The sequence below is a fragment of the Pseudomonas sp. AA-38 genome, assembly GCF_029457475.1.
Classification (GTDB): domain Bacteria; phylum Pseudomonadota; class Gammaproteobacteria; order Pseudomonadales; family Pseudomonadaceae; genus Aquipseudomonas.
The window spans coordinates 3,142,224-3,158,867 of the sequence record NZ_CP120359.1 but is presented as its reverse complement, the minus strand read 5'-3'; the positions used below and the strand labels follow the sequence as shown (position 1 = coordinate 3,158,867).

General features: G+C 64.6%; 19 protein-coding genes. 14 read left to right on the top strand and 5 right to left on the bottom strand.

All coding sequences use genetic code 11. The annotated features are described in order from the left end of the window. The first annotated feature begins 2 nt into the window (after positions 1 to 2). The 6 genes from lepB to pdxJ all read left to right on the top strand — a co-directional run bounded on the left by lepB (position 3) and on the right by pdxJ (position 4,387). Complete coding sequence (lepB, locus tag PVE35_RS14480; protein WP_268183048.1) at positions 3 to 857, top strand: signal peptidase I; 855 nt, start codon at positions 3 to 5, stop codon at positions 855 to 857. A gap of 91 nt (positions 858 to 948) precedes the next feature. Further along, positions 949 to 1,326: a DUF4845 domain-containing protein gene (locus PVE35_RS14475; protein WP_277372202.1), complete on the top strand. Its 378-nt coding sequence runs from the start codon at positions 949 to 951 to the stop codon at positions 1,324 to 1,326. Then, a complete protein-coding gene (gene rnc, locus PVE35_RS14470) occupies positions 1,323 to 2,012 on the top strand; it encodes a ribonuclease III (protein ID WP_277372201.1) in 690 nt (229 codons plus the stop codon). The genes PVE35_RS14475 and rnc overlap by 4 nt, the downstream gene beginning before the upstream one ends. After that, the gene (gene era / locus PVE35_RS14465) at positions 2,005 to 2,904 is read left to right on the top strand and encodes a GTPase Era (RefSeq protein ID WP_277372200.1); all 900 of its coding nucleotides are present in this window, start codon (positions 2,005 to 2,007) and stop codon (positions 2,902 to 2,904) included. Before rnc ends, era begins: the two co-directional genes overlap by 8 nt. 54 nt (positions 2,905 to 2,958) lie before the next feature. Further along, entirely contained in the window at positions 2,959 to 3,648 is a 690-nt protein-coding gene (gene recO / locus PVE35_RS14460) for a DNA repair protein RecO (protein WP_268183056.1), read from the top strand. Further along, positions 3,641 to 4,387: a pyridoxine 5'-phosphate synthase gene (gene pdxJ / locus PVE35_RS14455; protein ID WP_268183057.1), complete on the top strand. Its 747-nt coding sequence runs from the start codon at positions 3,641 to 3,643 to the stop codon at positions 4,385 to 4,387. The genes recO and pdxJ overlap by 8 nt, the downstream gene beginning before the upstream one ends. Before the next feature lie 122 nt (positions 4,388 to 4,509). Here pdxJ and PVE35_RS14450 read toward each other — a convergent pair whose 3' ends face one another. Then, entirely contained in the window at positions 4,510 to 5,394 is an 885-nt protein-coding gene (locus PVE35_RS14450) for a LysR substrate-binding domain-containing protein (RefSeq protein WP_277372199.1), read from the bottom strand. A 114-nt stretch (positions 5,395 to 5,508) separates the two neighbouring features. Here PVE35_RS14450 and PVE35_RS14445 point away from each other — a divergent pair, with 114 nt between their 5' ends. Then, positions 5,509 to 5,775 carry a hypothetical protein gene (locus PVE35_RS14445; RefSeq protein WP_277372198.1) on the top strand — a complete coding sequence of 89 codons (267 nt, stop codon included), beginning with the start codon at positions 5,509 to 5,511 and terminating at the stop codon, positions 5,773 to 5,775. Between the two features lie 159 nt (positions 5,776 to 5,934). Here PVE35_RS14445 and cmoB read toward each other — a convergent pair whose 3' ends face one another. The 4 genes from cmoB to rapA form a co-directional block, all read right to left on the bottom strand. After that, on the bottom strand, positions 5,935 to 6,903 hold the full coding sequence (cmoB, locus tag PVE35_RS14440) for a tRNA 5-methoxyuridine(34)/uridine 5-oxyacetic acid(34) synthase CmoB (RefSeq protein ID WP_277372197.1): 969 nt from the start codon (positions 6,901 to 6,903) through the stop codon (positions 5,935 to 5,937). After that, on the bottom strand, positions 6,900 to 7,643 hold the full coding sequence (cmoA, locus tag PVE35_RS14435; protein ID WP_277372196.1) for a carboxy-S-adenosyl-L-methionine synthase CmoA: 744 nt from the start codon (positions 7,641 to 7,643) through the stop codon (positions 6,900 to 6,902). Before cmoA ends, cmoB begins: the two co-directional genes overlap by 4 nt. Before the next feature lie 207 nt (positions 7,644 to 7,850). Further along, the gene (locus tag PVE35_RS14430; RefSeq protein ID WP_277372195.1) at positions 7,851 to 8,489 is read right to left on the bottom strand and encodes a lysoplasmalogenase; all 639 of its coding nucleotides are present in this window, start codon (positions 8,487 to 8,489) and stop codon (positions 7,851 to 7,853) included. A gap of 148 nt (positions 8,490 to 8,637) precedes the next feature. Then, positions 8,638 to 11,481 (bottom strand): RNA polymerase-associated protein RapA, encoded by a 2,844-nt coding sequence (rapA, locus tag PVE35_RS14425; protein ID WP_277372194.1) that lies wholly within the window; start codon positions 11,479 to 11,481, stop codon positions 8,638 to 8,640. Positions 11,482 to 11,642: 161 nt separating this feature from the next. Between rapA and PVE35_RS14420 the strand changes: the two genes are divergently transcribed. The 7 genes from PVE35_RS14420 to PVE35_RS14390 all read left to right on the top strand — a co-directional run bounded on the left by PVE35_RS14420 (position 11,643) and on the right by PVE35_RS14390 (position 16,532). Continuing rightward, the gene (locus PVE35_RS14420) at positions 11,643 to 11,936 is read left to right on the top strand and encodes an aspartate-semialdehyde dehydrogenase (protein ID WP_277372193.1); all 294 of its coding nucleotides are present in this window, start codon (positions 11,643 to 11,645) and stop codon (positions 11,934 to 11,936) included. A gap of 37 nt (positions 11,937 to 11,973) precedes the next feature. Next, positions 11,974 to 12,573 carry an alpha-ketoglutarate-dependent dioxygenase AlkB gene (locus PVE35_RS14415; protein ID WP_277372192.1) on the top strand — a complete coding sequence of 200 codons (600 nt, stop codon included), beginning with the start codon at positions 11,974 to 11,976 and terminating at the stop codon, positions 12,571 to 12,573. Further along, positions 12,570 to 12,731 carry a hypothetical protein gene (locus PVE35_RS14410; RefSeq protein ID WP_268183076.1) on the top strand — a complete coding sequence of 54 codons (162 nt, stop codon included), beginning with the start codon at positions 12,570 to 12,572 and terminating at the stop codon, positions 12,729 to 12,731. The genes PVE35_RS14415 and PVE35_RS14410 overlap by 4 nt, the downstream gene beginning before the upstream one ends. 196 nt (positions 12,732 to 12,927) lie before the next feature. Continuing rightward, on the top strand, positions 12,928 to 13,044 hold the full coding sequence (ccoM, locus tag PVE35_RS14405; protein ID WP_017361612.1) for a cytochrome c oxidase subunit CcoM: 117 nt from the start codon (positions 12,928 to 12,930) through the stop codon (positions 13,042 to 13,044). A 437-nt stretch (positions 13,045 to 13,481) separates the two neighbouring features. After that, positions 13,482 to 15,470 (top strand): FUSC family protein, encoded by a 1,989-nt coding sequence (locus PVE35_RS14400; RefSeq protein WP_277372191.1) that lies wholly within the window; start codon positions 13,482 to 13,484, stop codon positions 15,468 to 15,470. Next, entirely contained in the window at positions 15,457 to 15,660 is a 204-nt protein-coding gene (locus PVE35_RS14395) for a DUF1656 domain-containing protein (RefSeq protein WP_277372190.1), read from the top strand. The genes PVE35_RS14400 and PVE35_RS14395 overlap by 14 nt, the downstream gene beginning before the upstream one ends. A gap of 14 nt (positions 15,661 to 15,674) precedes the next feature. Then, positions 15,675 to 16,532 (top strand): efflux RND transporter periplasmic adaptor subunit, encoded by an 858-nt coding sequence (locus tag PVE35_RS14390; protein ID WP_277372189.1) that lies wholly within the window; start codon positions 15,675 to 15,677, stop codon positions 16,530 to 16,532. Positions 16,533 to 16,644: the final 112 nt, after the last annotated feature.

Sequence of the window (16,644 nt, the reverse complement as noted above, 5' to 3'; positions counted from 1 at the left end):
CTATGTCGATCAATTTCCCGCTTCTGTTGGTTATCGCCGTCGCCGTTTGCGGCTTTCTCGCGCTGATCGATCTGATCCTGCTGGCGCCTCGGCGCCGCTCGGCGATTGCAGCCTATCAGGGGCGTGTCGACGAGCCCGATGAGCGGGTGCTCGAACGCCTGAGCAAGGAGCCAGTGCTGGTCGAGTACGGCAAGTCCTTCTTCCCGGTGCTGGCCATCGTCCTGGTGCTGCGCTCGTTTCTGGTCGAACCGTTCCAGATTCCGTCCGGGTCGATGAAGCCGACCCTGGAAGTGGGCGATTTCATCCTGGTCAACAAGTTTGCCTACGGCATCCGCCTGCCGGTGCTCGATACCAAGGTGATCGAGGTCGGTGATCCGCAGCGTGGCGATGTGATGGTGTTCCGCTACCCCAGCGACCCGAGCATCAACTACATCAAGCGCGTGGTGGGCTTGCCGGGTGATCGCATCGAGTACACCCAGGGCAAGCGCCTGCTGATCAACGGTGAGCCGGTGGCGGAGAAATTGATTGGCGAGGAGCCGGGTAGCCTCGGCAGTGCGACCCTGTATCAGGAGCGCCTGGGTCAGGTGGAGCACGTCATCCGCAAGGAGATGACTCGCATGCGCCGTGAGCCCGGTGGCCAGTGGGTGGTGCCGGAGGGGCACTATTTCATGATGGGCGACAACCGCGACAACTCCAACGACAGCCGTTTCTGGCGTGATCGCCATATTCCCAAGGAGCTGTGGGGCATGGTTCCGGACGACCATATCGTCGGCAAGGCCTTCGCCATCTGGATGAGCTGGCCGGAACCCAAGACCAGCCATCTGCCCAACTTCTCCCGCGTCGGCCTGATTCATTGAGCACGGGTGCGCTGTGGTGTGCAGCGCGCCAGGCTATAACTAGTGCTGCCGTAAAGGCTTTCCCATACAACGGAATCATCTGGGGACACATATGACTTTCGCGCGTTCGCAGCAGGGGCTTTCCATTCTCGGCTGGCTGGTGACTCTGGCCGTCGTTGCATTCTTCGCCAGCACTGCGTTCAAGGTGCTGCCGCATTACATGGACTACATGTCCATGGAAAAGATCATCACCTCGGTGGAAACCGACAAGGCGGCTGACGTGCGTACCGTGGGGGATTTCTACAATCACCTGAGCAAGGGCATGCAGGTCAACAACATCCGCGACCTGAACCCGCGCGACGCCGTGAAGGTGACTCTGGAGAACAACGAGTTCCGGGTGCACCTGAAGTACGAGAAGCGTGAGCCGCTGATCGAGAACCTCGATCTGGTGGTCAATTTCGATAAAGAATTTCGTGTACGAATGCCGTGAGTCCTGATCTTTCCCGTCTTGAGCGCAAGCTCGGTTACAGCTTCAAGGACCAGGATCTGATGCTCCTGGCCCTGACCCATCGCAGCTTCGCCGGCCGCAACAACGAGCGGCTGGAATTTCTCGGTGATGCCATCCTCAACTTCGTCGCTGGCGAGGCGCTGTTCGAGCGCTTCGCCCAGGCCCGCGAAGGTCAGCTTTCGCGGCTGCGGGCGCGCTTGGTCAAGGGTGAGACCCTGGCCGTGCTGGCCCGTGGCTTCGAGCTGGGCGACTACCTACGGTTGGGTTCCGGCGAGCTGAAAAGCGGCGGCTTCCGCCGTGAGTCGATCCTCGCCGATGCCCTCGAGGCACTGATCGGCGCCATCTACCTGGACGCCGGTATGGACGCGGCGCGCGAGCGCGTGCTGGCCTGGCTGAGCAGCGAGCTCGATGGCCTGACCCTGGTGGACACCAACAAGGATCCCAAGACGCGCCTGCAGGAGTTCCTGCAGTCGCGCGCCTGCGAACTGCCTCGTTACGAGGTGGTGGACATCCAGGGCGAGCCGCACTGCCGCACCTTCATGGTCGAGTGTCAGGTATCGCTGCTCAATGAAAAGACCCTGGGCCAGGGTGGCAGCCGGCGTATCGCCGAGCAGGTCGCTGCGGCCGCGGCGCTGATCGCTCTCGGGGTGGAGAATGGCAATGACTGATGCACCTGTGACCCGCTGCGGCTACGTCGCCATCGTCGGCCGGCCCAACGTGGGCAAGTCGACGCTGCTCAACCACATCCTCGGGCAAAAGCTGGCGATTACCTCGCGCAAGCCGCAGACCACCCGTCACAACATGCTCGGGATCAAGACCGAGGGGAATGTTCAAGCCGTCTACGTCGACACCCCCGGTTTGCACAAGAACAACGACAAGGCGCTCAACCGCTACATGAACCGCAGCGCGTCCACCGCGTTGAAGGACGTCGACGTGGTGGTGTTCGTGGTCGACCGCATGCGCTGGACCGACGAGGATCAACTGGTGCTGGAGAAGGTGCAGCACGTCAAATGCCCGATCCTCCTGGCAGTGAACAAGGCTGATCGCCTGGAAGACAAGAGCGAGTTGCTGCCGCACCTGAACTGGCTGGCCGAGCAACTGCCGCAGGCCGAGATCGTGCCGATCTCCGCGCTGCAGGGGCAGAACCTCGACACCCTGGAGAAGCTGGTGGGCGAGCGCCTGCCGGAGTCCGAGCATTTCTACCCGGAAGACCAGATCACCGACCGCTCCAGCCGCTTCCTGGCGGCCGAGCTGATCCGCGAGAAGATCATGCGCCAGCTCGGTGCCGAGCTGCCGTACCAGATCACCGTGGAGATCGAGGAGTTCAAGCAGGACGGCCCGATCCTGCATATCCACGGGCTGATTCTGGTGGAGCGCGACGGGCAGAAGAAAATCATCATCGGCGACAAGGGCGAGCGCATCAAACGTATCGGCCAGGAAGCACGCAAGGACATGGAGACCCTGTTCGACTCCAAGGTGATGCTCAACCTCTGGGTCAAGGTCAAGGGCGGCTGGTCCGACGACGAGCGCGCCCTACGTTCGCTGGGTTACCTGGATTGAGCCGCAAGCTGCAAGCCACAAGCTGCAAGCCCGCTCTTGCTTGAGGCTTGCAACGTGCAGCTTGCCGCTTATGTCTTGCATAGCCGCCCCTACAAGGAAAGCAGCGCCCTGGTGGACTTCTTCACCGCTCAGGGGCGGGTACGGGCGGTACTGCGTGCCGCGCGCGGCAAGGTGGGCAGCATCGCCCGGCCATTCGCGCCGCTGGAACTGGAGCTGCGCGGGCGTGGCGAGCTGAAGACCGTTGGCCGTCTGGAAAGCACCGGCATCCCGTTGCTGCTGAGCGGCGAGGCGCTGTTTTCCGGCCTCTACCTCAATGAGCTGCTGATCCGCCTGCTGCCGGCCGAAGATCCGCACCCTGTGATGCTCGAACATTACGCCCTGACCCTGCAGGCGCTGGCCGCCGGGCGGCCGCTGGAGCCCTTGCTGCGTGCGTTTGAATGGCGCTTGCTGGATGACTTGGGCTATGGTTTCGCCCTGGATCGCGACCAGCACGATCAGCCCATCGATCCCGCCGGCCTGTATCGCTGGCAGCAGGATCTCGGCCTGGTGCCGGTGTTGCAATTGCAGCCTGGAGTATTCCAAGGGCGCGAGCTGCTGGCCATGGCCGAGGCCGACTGGCAGACGCCAGGCGCCCTGGCCGCCGCCAAGCGCCTGATGCGCCAGGCGCTGGCCCCCCATCTTGGCGGCAGACCGCTGGTCAGCCGCGAACTTTTCATGACGCTCAAGGAGCCCAAGCGTGACTGAGGCCAATCGTATTCTGCTAGGTGTCAACATCGATCACGTTGCCACCTTGCGCCAGGCGCGTGGCACGCGCTACCCCGATCCGGTCAAGGCTGCGCTGGACGCCGAAGAGGCGGGGGCCGACGGCATCACCGTGCACCTGCGCGAAGACCGCCGGCACATTCAGGATCGCGACGTGCGGGTGCTGGCCGACGTGTTGCAGACGCGAATGAACTTCGAGATGGGCGTCACCGATTTCATGCTCGGTTTCGCCGAGCAGATTCGCCCGGCACATGTCTGCCTGGTGCCGGAAACCCGCCAGGAGCTGACCACCGAAGGCGGCCTGGACGTGGCCGGGCAGGAGGCGCGCATCGCCGCCGCCGTGGAGCGCCTGTCGCTGGCGGGGTGCGAGGTGTCGCTGTTCATCGACGCCGAGGAACGGCAGATCGAGGCGGCCATGCGCGTCGGCGCGCCGGCCATCGAGCTGCACACCGGGCGCTACGCCGATGCCCACACGGCAGAGGAGGCGGCCCAGGAGCTGGCGCGCATCCGCGATGGCGTCATCTGCGGCTTGAACCATGGCCTGATCGTCAACGCCGGCCATGGCCTGCACTATCACAATGTCGAGGCTGTGGCGGCGATCATGGGCATCAATGAGCTGAACATCGGCCACGCGCTGGTCTCCCATGCCCTGTTCGTCGGCTTCAAGCAGGCGGTGGCGGAGATGAAAGCGCTGATCGTCGCGGCGGCCAATCGCGGCTGAACGCAGGAAGGGGAGGGGCGTTATGCCGTCGCTCGGTGCCCTGTCGGGCGGCCTCTCGTAGGGTGCGCCGTGCGCACCGGGCAGATTCCGCGGTATTTACCGGCGCGCACAGGGCACCCTACTCAGCCTTGCGCGAACGCCTGAACCATCTGTCTGGCGAGTGCCTCGATAGCCTCGTTGAGCTGGTGACCGCGAATCAGCTTGATATGGTACTCACCCAGCGGTGGCAAACCCTGTTCCGTACCGAGTCGGCGTAGCGGCGGTTTGACCAGGTTGCGCGGGAAGGGGGCGATGGCCAGGTCGGCGGTCATCGCTGCCTCCTGGCCGGCGCACTGCTCGCAGGAATAGGCAATTCGGTAGCTCAGACCCTGGCGATCCAGCGCGTCGAGCGCCATTCGCCGCCAGGGGCAACCCGGGTTGGCCAGCGCCAACGGCAAAGGCGAGCGCTGCAGGGCCAGGCCGCCGTCACGCCCCGCCCAGACCAGTTCCTCGGAATAGATGATTTCGCCGCGCGAGTCGTCCAGGCCATCGCAGCCGGCGTTGATCAGGGTCAGATCCAGCTCGCCGGCATCCAGCTTCGCCACCAGATCCACGCTGCGCCCGACGTTGACCTCCACCTCTACCGCGGGGTGGCTGTGGGCGAACAAGGTCAATACGCCGGGCAGCACGCGGTCGCCGATATCGTTCGGCGTGCCGAAGCGCACGCGGCCGCTCAAGGTCGGCGTCAGAAAGCGCGCCACGGCCTCCTCGTTGAGCTTGAGCAGGCGCCTGGCGTAGCCCAGCAGCAGTTCGCCCTCGGCAGTCAGTTGCACGCGCCTGGCTTCGCGGGTGAACAGACGCTGGCCGAGGGTTTCCTCCAGACGCTTGATCTGCAGGCTGACGGCTGCCGTGCTGCGAAACACCTGGGCGGCGGTACGGGTGAAGCTGCCGCTGTCGGCGATGGCGACAAAGGTGCGCAGTACATCGCTTTCCAGCAGCGGCAGGGGCGTGGGTGCTATAGCATTCATGAAGTTAAATTTTTCTTAATAATTGGTTTTAAATTTGTCGTTTGTTTAAACGATAGGCGCGTTTCATCCTCATCGCAAGCCCGGCACGAGCCGGCAGCGACAGGAGGAAAGGTGATGAAAGGTTCTAATCGTAGCGACAAGCCCCGTCCGCCCATGCCTGAGTTCTACATGCCCGCCATGTGGCCGCTGGATCTGCAGAATGCCATCGTCGACTGGGTTGGCGCCTGGTTCTGGCGTCGGCGTATGCGCCGTCTGTTGGCGCAGGACATTGAGGGGTGGATTCGCCTGGGCAGTGCCCGTGGCGTGGTAGAGCAGGGCGCTGGCGAGCCGCTGCGGTTGATCGCCCAGCGGCGGGCACAGTGGTTACGCGGCAAATATTGAGGCCGAGTGCGTAGGGCGTAGCGGTAGCGATCCGTTTGCGAAGCAGTACGCCGTTGGAGTGTTGGGCGTTGATTGTGGTGCCGAACCCGGCATGGCCCGGCAGATTGTTCGCTGGCGCTACGAGCGGCCGGCGTCCCGGTTCGCCCTACGAGCTTCGCCCTACGGCTTGCGTGCGATCAGTACGGCGCGGGTCGGCGCCGGCAGGCCTTCGACGGTGCGGCTGTGGTCGGCTGGGTCGAGGAATTCGGGCAGCGACTGGAAGCGCATCCACTCGGTGGCGCGCTGTTCTTCCACCGAGGTGGTGCTGACGTCGACGCAGCGCACGTCCTCGAAGCCGGCGCGGCGCAGCCAGCGCTCCAGCGCCGGCACCGAGGGCAGGAACCAGACGTTGCGCATCTGCGCGTAGCGATCCTCGGGCACCAGTACCTGTTCGGCATCGCCTTCCACTACCAGGGTTTCCAGCACCAGTTCGCCGCCTTTGACCAGGGCGTCCTTGAGGTCGAGCAGGTGGTCGATGGGCGAGCGGCGGTGGTACAGCACGCCCATGGAGAACACCGTGTCGAAGCCCTGCAGCTTGGCTGGCAGTTCCTCGAAGGCCAACGGCAGGTGCCAGACCGGTTGATCCGCCAGGTAGCGCTTCATCGCCAGGAACTGGCAGAGGAACAGCCAGTTGGGGTCGATGCCGACCACGCTGTCGGCGCCTGCACCGAGCATGCGCCACATGTAGTAGCCGTTGCCGCAACCGACATCGAGGATGCGCTTACCGGCCAGCTCCAGATGCGGGGCGACGCGCTGCCATTTCCAGTCCGAGCGCCATTCGGTGTCGACATGCACGCCGAACAGCTCGAACGGCCCCTTGCGCCAGGGAATCAAGCCCTGCAGGGCGGTCTTCAACTGGACACGTGTGGTCTCGTCGCAGGCACCGCCAAAGGCAAAGCGCTGGGCCAGTTCCACTTCGCTCACCGGCAGTGGCGGCAGCGCCTGCACGGCGCCGTACCAGCGCGCCAGGTCGCCGTGGCCGATGGCCAGTTTGGCGTCGAGCTGGCCGGGCAGATCGGCTGCCCACTCCTGCAGCGGAGTGCCAGCCAGTTGCGCCTGCAGGGCGTCGAGATCCAGGTCGCGCATCATGGCAGGGCCACCAGCGAGGCGAAGTTCAGGCACTGGAACCAGGGCAGCACCTTGCTGAAACCGGCAGCCAATAGCCGTTCGCGATGCTGCTCGAGGCTGTCGGGCAGCATCACCTTCTCGATGGCGCTGCGCTTCTGGGCGATTTCCAGTTCGCTGTAGCCGTTGGCGCGCTTGAAGGCCAGGTGCAGCTCGGTGAGCAGCTCGTGCTCGGCGGCGTCCTCGAAGCGCAGTTTTTCCGAGAGGATCAGCGCGCCGCCCGGTAACAGGGCATGGCGGATACGCGTGAGCAGTTCCAGACGGCGCTCTGGTGGGATGAATTGCAGGGTGAAGTTCAGTGTCACCAGCGAGGCGGGCTGCAACTCGAGGGCGAGAATGTCGGCCTCGATCACCTGCACCGGCAGCAGCTCCTGGAACATGGCGTCCTGGGCGTGCAGGTACTCGCGGCAGCGTTCGACCATGGCCGGCGAGTTGTCCACTGCGATCACCTGACAGCCATCGGCGCGCACATGGCGGCGCAGGGCCTGGGTCACCGCACCGAGCGAGGCGCCGAGGTCATACAGCCGGGTGTGTGGCTGGGCGAACTGGCCGGCGAGCACGCCGATGTTCTCGACTATGGTGGGGTAGCCGGGCACCGAGCGCTTGATCATGTCGGGGAAGACCCGCACCACATCCTCGTTGAAGACGAAATCGGGCACTTCGGCCAGGGGCTGGGCGAACAGGCGGTCGGGTTCTTGGCTCACGGCAATGACAACGGGTAGCGGAAAAGGCCGGCATTTTAGCAAAAAGACAGCCGCAAGCCCCAGGCTACAAGCTGCAAGTGCAGGGCAATCCTTTTACCTTCACCGCAGATGGCACGCTTCTGTAGGCGCGGATTTATCTGCGATATTCGCTATGAATTCGCTCCCACAGGTTTATGCGATTGCAAGTGGAAACCTTCGCCGCCAGTCTCAGGCGTTCTGGCGCTCGAAGGCCGAGGCCGTGATGCCCCACTGGCCGAGCCAGTAGGTGAGGATGATGGCGTAGGGGGCGGCGTCGAAGCTGACGACGAAGCGGTCGATGCCGATGAGGCTGTCGGACAGCACGAACAGCGCCGCGCCGCCCGCAGCGAGCCAGGTGGAGCGCGGTTGCAGGTCAGGGTGGCCGAGGCGGGCCAGGGCGCGCCAGAGCATCAGGCAGATCGCCGTGGCGTAACAGGCCACCGGAATCAGCAGCTCGCCCAGGCCGCTGCTGGCCAGCACGGCGAACATCGTGCCTCCGGCAGCCAGTGCCAGCAGCAGGGGAGGCAGAGCCGGACGACGACTGTCGGAGCAGTAGGCGCGCAGGTAGGCCAGATGAGCGAGGAGAAAGGCTCCGAGGCCGAACACGAACAGATCGCCAGGCCAGTCCAGCAGGATGTCGCCCACCAGGGAAAACAGCAGGCCAATGCTGATCCAGCGCCGGTAGGTGCTAGCTGGCGCCTGGCGTAGCCAGAGCAGCAGGACGATTACCGGAATGCCCTTGGACAGCAGGCTCAGTTGTGCATCGCCGCTGATTCGGCCGTAGAGAAAGACCGCAGCACCCGACAGACCGAGCAGCAACCAACGCATGACAAGACCCCTTCGTTATTAGAATGGCGCAACTATGGCCAGTGGCCGTGCGGTTGCCAATGCGAGGGGCGCCAAAGCGAGGGGCGCCAAAGCGAGTGGCGTATCGTGCCGCCGCGCGGTGGGTGAGCTGCACCCACCGCGTTCAGCGTCAGCCGGCGACCAGTACGCGAATCGCTTCCAGGCGCAAGGCGGCCTTGTCGAACATGGCCAGGCCTTGTTCGCGCTGCTCGCGCAATGCGGCGATCTCACTGTCACGCACGCTGGGATTGACCGCTTGCAGGGCGACCATACGCGCCAGTTCTTCATCCAGCTCAGCGCTCAGGCGGCGCTTGGCTTCAGTGACACGCTCGACGTGGCGCGGCATGATCTTCGCCTCGGCGGCAGCGATCTGCTTGCTCAGCACGTCGCGCTGCGCCTGGATGAACTTGTTGGCGCTGGCGCGCGGCACGCTTTCCAACTGGTCGTTGAGCGTCTCGAAGCCGACTTTTGCCGCCAGGTCGTTGCCGTTGGCATCGAGCAGGCAGCGCAGCGCGGCTGGCGGCAGGAAGCGACCCAGTTGCAGCTTGCGTGGCGCTACCACTTCGCTGACGTAGAGCAGCTCCAGCAGCACGGTGCCGGGCTTGAGCGCCTTGTTCTTGATCAGCGCCACGGCGGTGTTGCCCATCGAGCCGGACAGCACCAGATCCATGCCGCCCTGCACCATAGGGTGTTCCCAGGTGATGAACTGCATGTCCTCGCGGGCCAGGGCCTGTTCGCGGTCGTAGGTGATGGTCACCGCCTCGTCGTCGCCCAGCGGGAAGCTGGCGTCCAGCATCTTCTCGCTGGGGCGCAGGATCAGGGCGTTGTCGGAGTGGTCTTCGCTGTCGATGCCGAAGGCGTTGAACAGCTCTTCCATATAGATCGGCAGGGTGTACTGGTCGTCCTGTTCGAGGATGGCCTCCACAAGTGCCTCGCCTTCACCGGCGCCGCCGGAGTTCAGCTCCAGCAGGCGGTCACGACCGTTATGCAGTTCGCCTTCCAGGCGCACACGCTCGGCGCGGGCTTCGTCGATCAGGGCCTGCCATTGGTCGCCGTCGGCGCCTTCGAGCAGTGGCAGCAGGCGCGGGCCGAACTGGTGCTGCAGGGCGTTGCCGGTGGGGCAGGTGGCGAGGAAGGCGTTCAGGGCCTGGTGATACCACTGGAACAGGCGCTCTTGCGGGCTGGTTTCCAGGTACGGCACGTGCAACTGGATCTTGTGCTTCTGGCCGATGCGGTCGAGGCGGCCGATGCGTTGTTCGAGCAGATCCGGGTGGGCCGGCAGGTCGAACAGCACCAGATGGTGAGCGAACTGGAAGTTGCGGCCCTCGGAGCCGATTTCCGAGCAGATCAGCACCTGCGCGCCGAATTCTTCGTCGGCGAAGTAGGCGGCGGCGCGGTCGCGTTCGAGAATGCTCATGCCTTCGTGGAACACCGTGGCCGGAATGCCGGAGCGCACGCGCAGGGCGTCCTCCAGATCCAGGGCGGTCTCGGCATGGGCGCAGATCACCAGCACCTTGAACTTCTTGAGCATCTTCAGGGTGTCGATCAGCCACTCGACACGCGGGTCGAAGCGCCACCAGCGCTGCTCTTCGTCCACCTCTTCCTGCGCCTGGTAGCTGACTTCCGGATACAGCTCGGCGTGCTCGCCGATGGGCAGCTCCAGGTATTCCACCGGGCAGGGCAGCGGGTAGGGGTGCAGTTCGCGCTCGGGGAAGCCCTGCACCGCCGCACGGGTGTTGCGGAACAGCAGGCGGCCGGTGCCATGGCGGTCGAGCAGCTCGCGCACCAGGCGCGCGCGGGCGTCTTCATCACCGGCGTCGATGGCGTCCAGCAGTTCGCGGCCCTCATCGCCGAGGAAGCCGCCGATGGCATCGCGTGCCTGGGCGCTGAGGCTGCCATGGTCGAGCAGCTCCTGCACTGCTTCGGCCACCGGGCGGTACTGGCTGCTTTCGGCGCGGAAGGCCTCGACATCGTGGAAGCGGTTGGGGTCGAGCAGGCGCAGGCGGGCGAAGTGGCTGTCCTGGCCGAGCTGTTCGGGCGTGGCGGTGAGCAGCAGCACGCCGGGGATGACCTCGGCCAGTTGCTCGACCAGCGCGTATTCGGCGCTGGCTTGTTCCGGGTGCCAGACCAGGTGGTGGGCTTCGTCCACTACCAAGAGATCCCAGCCGGCGGCGAACAGGGCGTCCTGGGCTTTCTCGTCGTCCTTCAGCCACTCCAGGGCGACCAGCGCCAGTTGGCAATCCTCGAAGGGGTTGCTGGCGTCGCTTTCCATGAAACGCTCGGCGTCGAACAGCGCCACGTCGAGGTTGAAGCGTCGGCGCATTTCCACCAGCCATTGGTGCTGCAGGTTTTCCGGCACCAGGATCAGTACCCGGCTGGCACGCCCGGAAAGCAGTTGGCGGTGGATCACCAGGCCGGCTTCGATGGTCTTGCCCAGGCCCACTTCGTCGGCCAGCAGTACGCGCGGGGCGATACGGTCGGCCACGCTGCGGGCGATGTGCAACTGGTGCGCGATGGGTTGCGCGCGCGCTCCGCCCAGGCCCCAGAGCGAGGATTGCAGCAGGCGGCTGTTGTGCTCCAGGCTGTGATAACGCAGGGCGAACCAGGCCAGCGGGTCGATCTGTCCGGCGAACAGGCGGTCGCTGGCCAGGCGGAACTGGATGAAGTTCGATAGTTGGGTTTCCGGCATGCTGACCGGCTTATGCTGGGCATCGAGGCCGTGGTAGACCAGCAGACCGTCGACATCCTCCACCTCCTGCACGGCGAGCTTCCAGCCCTCGAAGTGGGTGATCTCGTCGCCTGGGGCGAAGCGCACGCGGGTCAGCGGCGCGTTGCGGGTAGCGTACTGACGCGTTTCGCCGGTGGCTGGGTAGAGCACGGTGAGCAGACGGCCGTCCTCGGTGAGGATGGTTCCAAGCCCCAATTCCGCCTCGCTGTCACTGATCCAGCGTTGCCCCGGTTGATACTGCGCCATGCCTGTCTCCCGCGTGAAAAAGCCGGCTATGGTAACGGATGCCGCGCCAAGGCCAAAGCGGCTATGGCACTATCAGTGAAGCATTCGGTCGAAAGTCTGGCGAGCGCCCGTAAAGTTGGGCGTTGCGCTGCCGAAAGCCTGACCAAAGAGGGGGCTATGCGATGCTGCCACCGATTCCTCATAGCCTGGTGCCGGTCACTGCCACGCAGGACGTGGTCAAGCCCAGGCCCGATATTCCGCCGGTGACGCCAGCCGAGCCGGGTGCGCAGGAGAGCGCCCTGACCCTGGACAAGCGCCACCCGCAGGAAACCGAGGAGCTGCTGCGCGAAGAGCAGCGGCGTCGACAGCGGCGTGGTTATACGCCTGAGCAAATGGCCGAGGCGGAGCAGGAGGAGGTCGAGCAGGCGCTTGGCGATTTGCCCAGGCAAGGGCTGTGGGTGGACGTGGAGGTCTGACGAACTTCCATCGCAGGCTTTCTGACGGGGTTTCAAGGTGTTGTTCGAGGATGTTCTTCCGCCATTGGCCGATGCCGAGCTGGATTATCTGCCCGGCTGGGTCGATGCCGCGTTGGCCGATTCCTGGCTCGACACTCTGGTCGAACAGACGCCCTGGCAGCAGCCGGAGCTGTTCATCCATGGCCGCTATCACCGCGTGCCACGGCTGACGGCCTGGTACGGCGAGCCCGAGGCGCGCTATCGCTATTCGGGCATTATCCATCAACCCTTGCCCTGGACGCCCTTGCTGGCCGAGATTCGCCAGCGTGTCGAGCGTGAAGTGGGGCAACGACTCAACGCCGTGCTGCTCAACTACTATCGCGATGGCCAGGACTCCATGGGCTGGCACAGCGATGCCGAGGCCGAACTGGGCCGCAACCCGTTGATCGCTTCGCTGAACCTGGGCGGCAGCCGGCGCTTCGACCTGCGCCGGGTGGGCAGTACGCGTATCGAGCATTCGTTGACCTTGACCCACGGCTCGCTACTGGTCATGCGCGGGCCGACCCAGCATCATTGGCAGCATCAAGTGGCGAAGACGCGCCAAGCCTGCGCGCCACGCCTGAATCTGACCTTTCGCCTGATCCGGTTTCCGCTATGAGCCATGACGACAAGCTGATCGACTTCGCCGCTGAGCGCGACAAGCGCATTCACGACCTCAACGACAAGCGCCTCAACGAAATGCGCCAGGTATTCGAGCAGGTATTGCCGCTGGGCAAGGGCAAGAAAAAGCCCAAGGGCAAGCCCAAGAAGCGTTGAAAGTCCACACGTGTTCCCTTCCTGACGCGGCATCCGCCGCGTTCGCCTTCGCCCCCCCTCATTTCTTGACCTGGATCAGTATCGTACGCGCCTTGCGAGCAGGGGCCGGGTGAGCATTGATCCAGATCAATTTCCGTGGCGCCAGCGCTGTTAACGTGAAGCCATCCCAGACAGACAGGCACAACAGGAGGCAGCCATGTTCGTCGATACAGTGGTTCTCGCCGGAGTCGGCACCGTTCTTCTGATGGTCGCGTTCTTCGGGGGCGTTGGTTATTTCATCTGGAAGGATGCGCACAAGCGCAAGCAGAGCTGATCCTTCCAGTTCACTGGGCACGCAAGGCAATTTGGGCGACTTCGGTCGCCCTTTTTTTTGGCTTTTTTGCCGGCGGATGGGGGATTCGGGCTTGAAACCGGACTGGCAAGTATGTGTGTTGGTTGTTCTTGTGTCTGTTCCGAATTGCCGCGTTTTTGTTGATGTCTCTGGTTTCGCCCTCCCGGGCGAGTCACTTTTGTACCGAAGCGGCATCCATAACGCCCACCAGCACACAAACTTGCCAGTCCGGTGTCAGCAAGCAGTTCTGGTTCATGTTCCAAATAAAAAACAAACCGATGATCCCAGGCGACTGAACGCTGTCTCCATAAGATCAGCACTGGACGAAAATTAGATAGCAGGCTAATAATTGTCGCGTTTGGCCGTTCGCCCGTGCCAATGTCTATGCTGCTTCTGTCCTGACCCCACAGCCCAAGCCCATGCGTGAAGCCCTATCGGCCTTCTTTGCACCCAGCGTGCAGGCCCTACAGTTCGCCATCAAGACCCTGCTGGCCGGCGGCCTGGCACTGTGGTGCGCGTTCCGTTTTGGCCTGGAGCAGCCGCAGTGGGCCTTGATGACGGCCTTCATCGTCGCCCAGCCGCTGTCCGGTATGGTGGTGCAGAAGGGCCTGGCGCGGCTGCTCGGCACCCTGATCGGGGCGAGCATGTCGGTGCTGATGATCGCCTTGTTCGCCCAGGCGCCCTGGTTGTTCCTGATTGCCGTGGCACTGTGGATGGGCCTGTGCACGGCGGCCTCGACCATGCTGCGCAGCGCCTGGAGCTACGCCTTCGTGCTGGCCGGTTACACGGTGGCGATCATCGGCCTGCCGGCCATCAGCCACCCGCTGACGGTATTCGACCAGGCCGTCGCGCGCGGCACCGAAATCGCCCTGGGCATCGCCTGCGCCACGGTGGTCAGTGCCGTGCTCTGGCCGCAGCGTGTGGAGCGGCAACTGGCTCAGCAGGCGCGCAGCCTGTGGCAGGCCGGGGTCGGGGCGGCGAGCCAGGCGCTGGCGGGCGAGGCCATGGCGCGCCAGGGGCTGCTGGATGTACTGGGGCGCATGGTGGCGGTGGATGCCCAGCGCGAACATGCCTGGTTCGAGGGCCAGCGCGGCCGTCAGCGCGCCGCCGCCTTGCGCCTGCTCAGTCGTGACCTGCTCGGCCTGCTGCGTCTGGCGCGTGGCGTCGGGCGCCAGTGGCGGCAGCTCGACGGGGTAGAGAGTCTGCTGCTCGCACCCTGGATGCAGCGTGTGCGCGACTGCCTGGCCGAGGCGCCTGGCCAGCGCTGCGCCACGTTGGCGCAGCAGATGCGCGAAGTGGCCGAGGACGAGGGGCTGAGCGCGGCGCAGAGGCGTTGTCTGGAACGCCTCGCGCTGCTCGTGCTGCGCCTGGAAACCGCCGCAGGCTCGCTGCTGGCGGTGGAGCAGGGCGAGGTGCGTGGCAGCCTGCCACCGGCCTTGTCTTGGCACCGCGACTGGCAGACTGCATTGCTCTACGGTAGCCGCAGTGCGCTGGCCTTCCTGGCTTTGGCGGCATTCTGGATGGCCACCGCCTGGCCTGCCGCCAGCGGCGCGATGCTGCTGGCCAGCGTGGTCTGCAGCCTGTTCGCCAGTCGCGAGAATGCGGCGCAGATCGGCTTGCTGTTCCTGCGCGGCATCTTCTATGCGCTGCCGGTGGCCTTCTTCGTCGGGCAGATTCTGCTGCCCCAGCTCAATGGCTTCGTCATGCTCTGCCTGGCTCTCGGCGTGCCGCTGTTCTTCGGCGCACTGGGTATGGCCAAGCCGGCGCTGGGAGCGACGGCAACCTCCTTCTGCCTGCATTTCATCGTGCTTTGCGCTCCACAGAACGACATGAACTACGACCTGGCTTTCTTTTTCAACGAAGCCCAGGCCATGCTCATCGGCGTCGCTTGCGCGGTACTGGCCTTCAACCTGATCGGCCTGCGCAGCCCGCGCTGGCATGGCCGTCGCCTGTTGCAGGCAACCTTGCGCGATCTGGCGCGTCTGACTCGACAGCCACTGCTCGGTGCCGAAAGCTGGTTCGGTGGGCGCATGGCCGATCGCCTGATGTTGCTGGCGCGCCATTACCCGGCGTTACCCAGCCAGACGCGCAGCCGTTGGGATGATGGCATTGCCGGCCTGGATCTGGGTGACGAACTGCTGCATCTGCGGGCCTGTTTGGCCGCCGGGGATCGCTCCCTGGGGCAGGCCGAGGAGCGCTTTCTCGATGAGTTGCGCCGGCAACTGCTGCAGGGGCCGGCGGCGCAGCGCGAAGAGGGGCTCGATATCCCAACTGAGGCGCTGCTGCAGGCTCTGCGGGCGGCGCCGTCGAGCATCGACCGGCGTCTGGCCGAAGCGGCGCTGCTGCAATTGCAGGCCGGTTGGCGGCGCTGGTGTCAATTACAGGAGAAGGTCGATGGGCTTGCGTGAATGGGCCTTGGGTGGTGTGTTGCTCAGCCCGCTGCTGCTGTATGCACTGTTGGCGCTGTTGTTGACCGGCTTGCTGCGCCTGGGGCTGCAGCGTGTCGGGGTGGCCCGTTGGATCTGGCATGAGGCGCTGTTCGACTGCGCCTTGTACGTCTGCGTATTGGCGGCCGTGGTGGCCGTGCTTGGACATTGAGCGAGGAGAAAGGCATGCGTTCCGTCCTGCGTGTCGGCATTACCTTGAGCCTGGTGGTCGTGGCGATTCTCGCCGGTACCTGGCTGTGGCAGTACTACCTGTATTCACCCTGGACGCGCGATGCCCGCATCCGTGCCGATGTGGTCACCATTGCCCCTGATCTGTCCGGCTGGGTGCGTGAGCTGAAGGTGCATGACAACCAGCAGGTGGCGGCTGGGGAACTGTTGATGAGCCTGGATCGTGAACGCTATCAGGCCGCCCTGGAGCAGGCCCGGGCCGTGGCTGAGACGCGGCGTCAACAACTGCGACTGCGTGAGCACGAAGCGGTGCGGCGTGATCGCCTGGGGCCGCAGGCGATCAGCGCCGAGCTGCGTGAAAACGCTCAGATCAACGCCGAGATCGCCCGTGGTCAATATCAGCAGGCACAGGCCGCGGTGAAGCTGGCCGAGCTGGACGTGCAGCGCAGCGAGGTGCGTGCGCCGCGTGCCGGCCAGGTGACCAATCTGCAACTGGCCGAAGGCAACTACGTGCGCGCAGGCGAGCCGGTGCTGGCCCTGGTGGACGAGGCCTCGTTCTACGTGCAGGCCTATTTCGAGGAAACCAAGCTGCCGCGCATCCGCGTTGGGGCACCGGTGGAGGTCTGGCTGATGGGCGGCGATCAGCCCCTACGCGGCACGGTGGACAGCATCAGCCGTGGCATCACCGACCGCAATTCCAGCCCGGACGGCCAATTGCTGGCCAATGTCGAGCCGACCTTCAACTGGGTGCGCCTGGCGCAGCGCATTCCGGTGCGCATCCGTTTCGATGCCTTGCCAGAGTCCGTCCAGCTCAGTGCCGGGATGACCGCCAGCGTGCGCGTACGGCAGCAGTGAGGGTCTGATGTCGTCGAAGCGCGTGACGTGAGCGCGCGCATGACCGACACTATGGCCCCGCTGTTTCGTCCACTGTTTCAGGCCGGTTACGGTCCGGCCCCTGTCGAGAGGT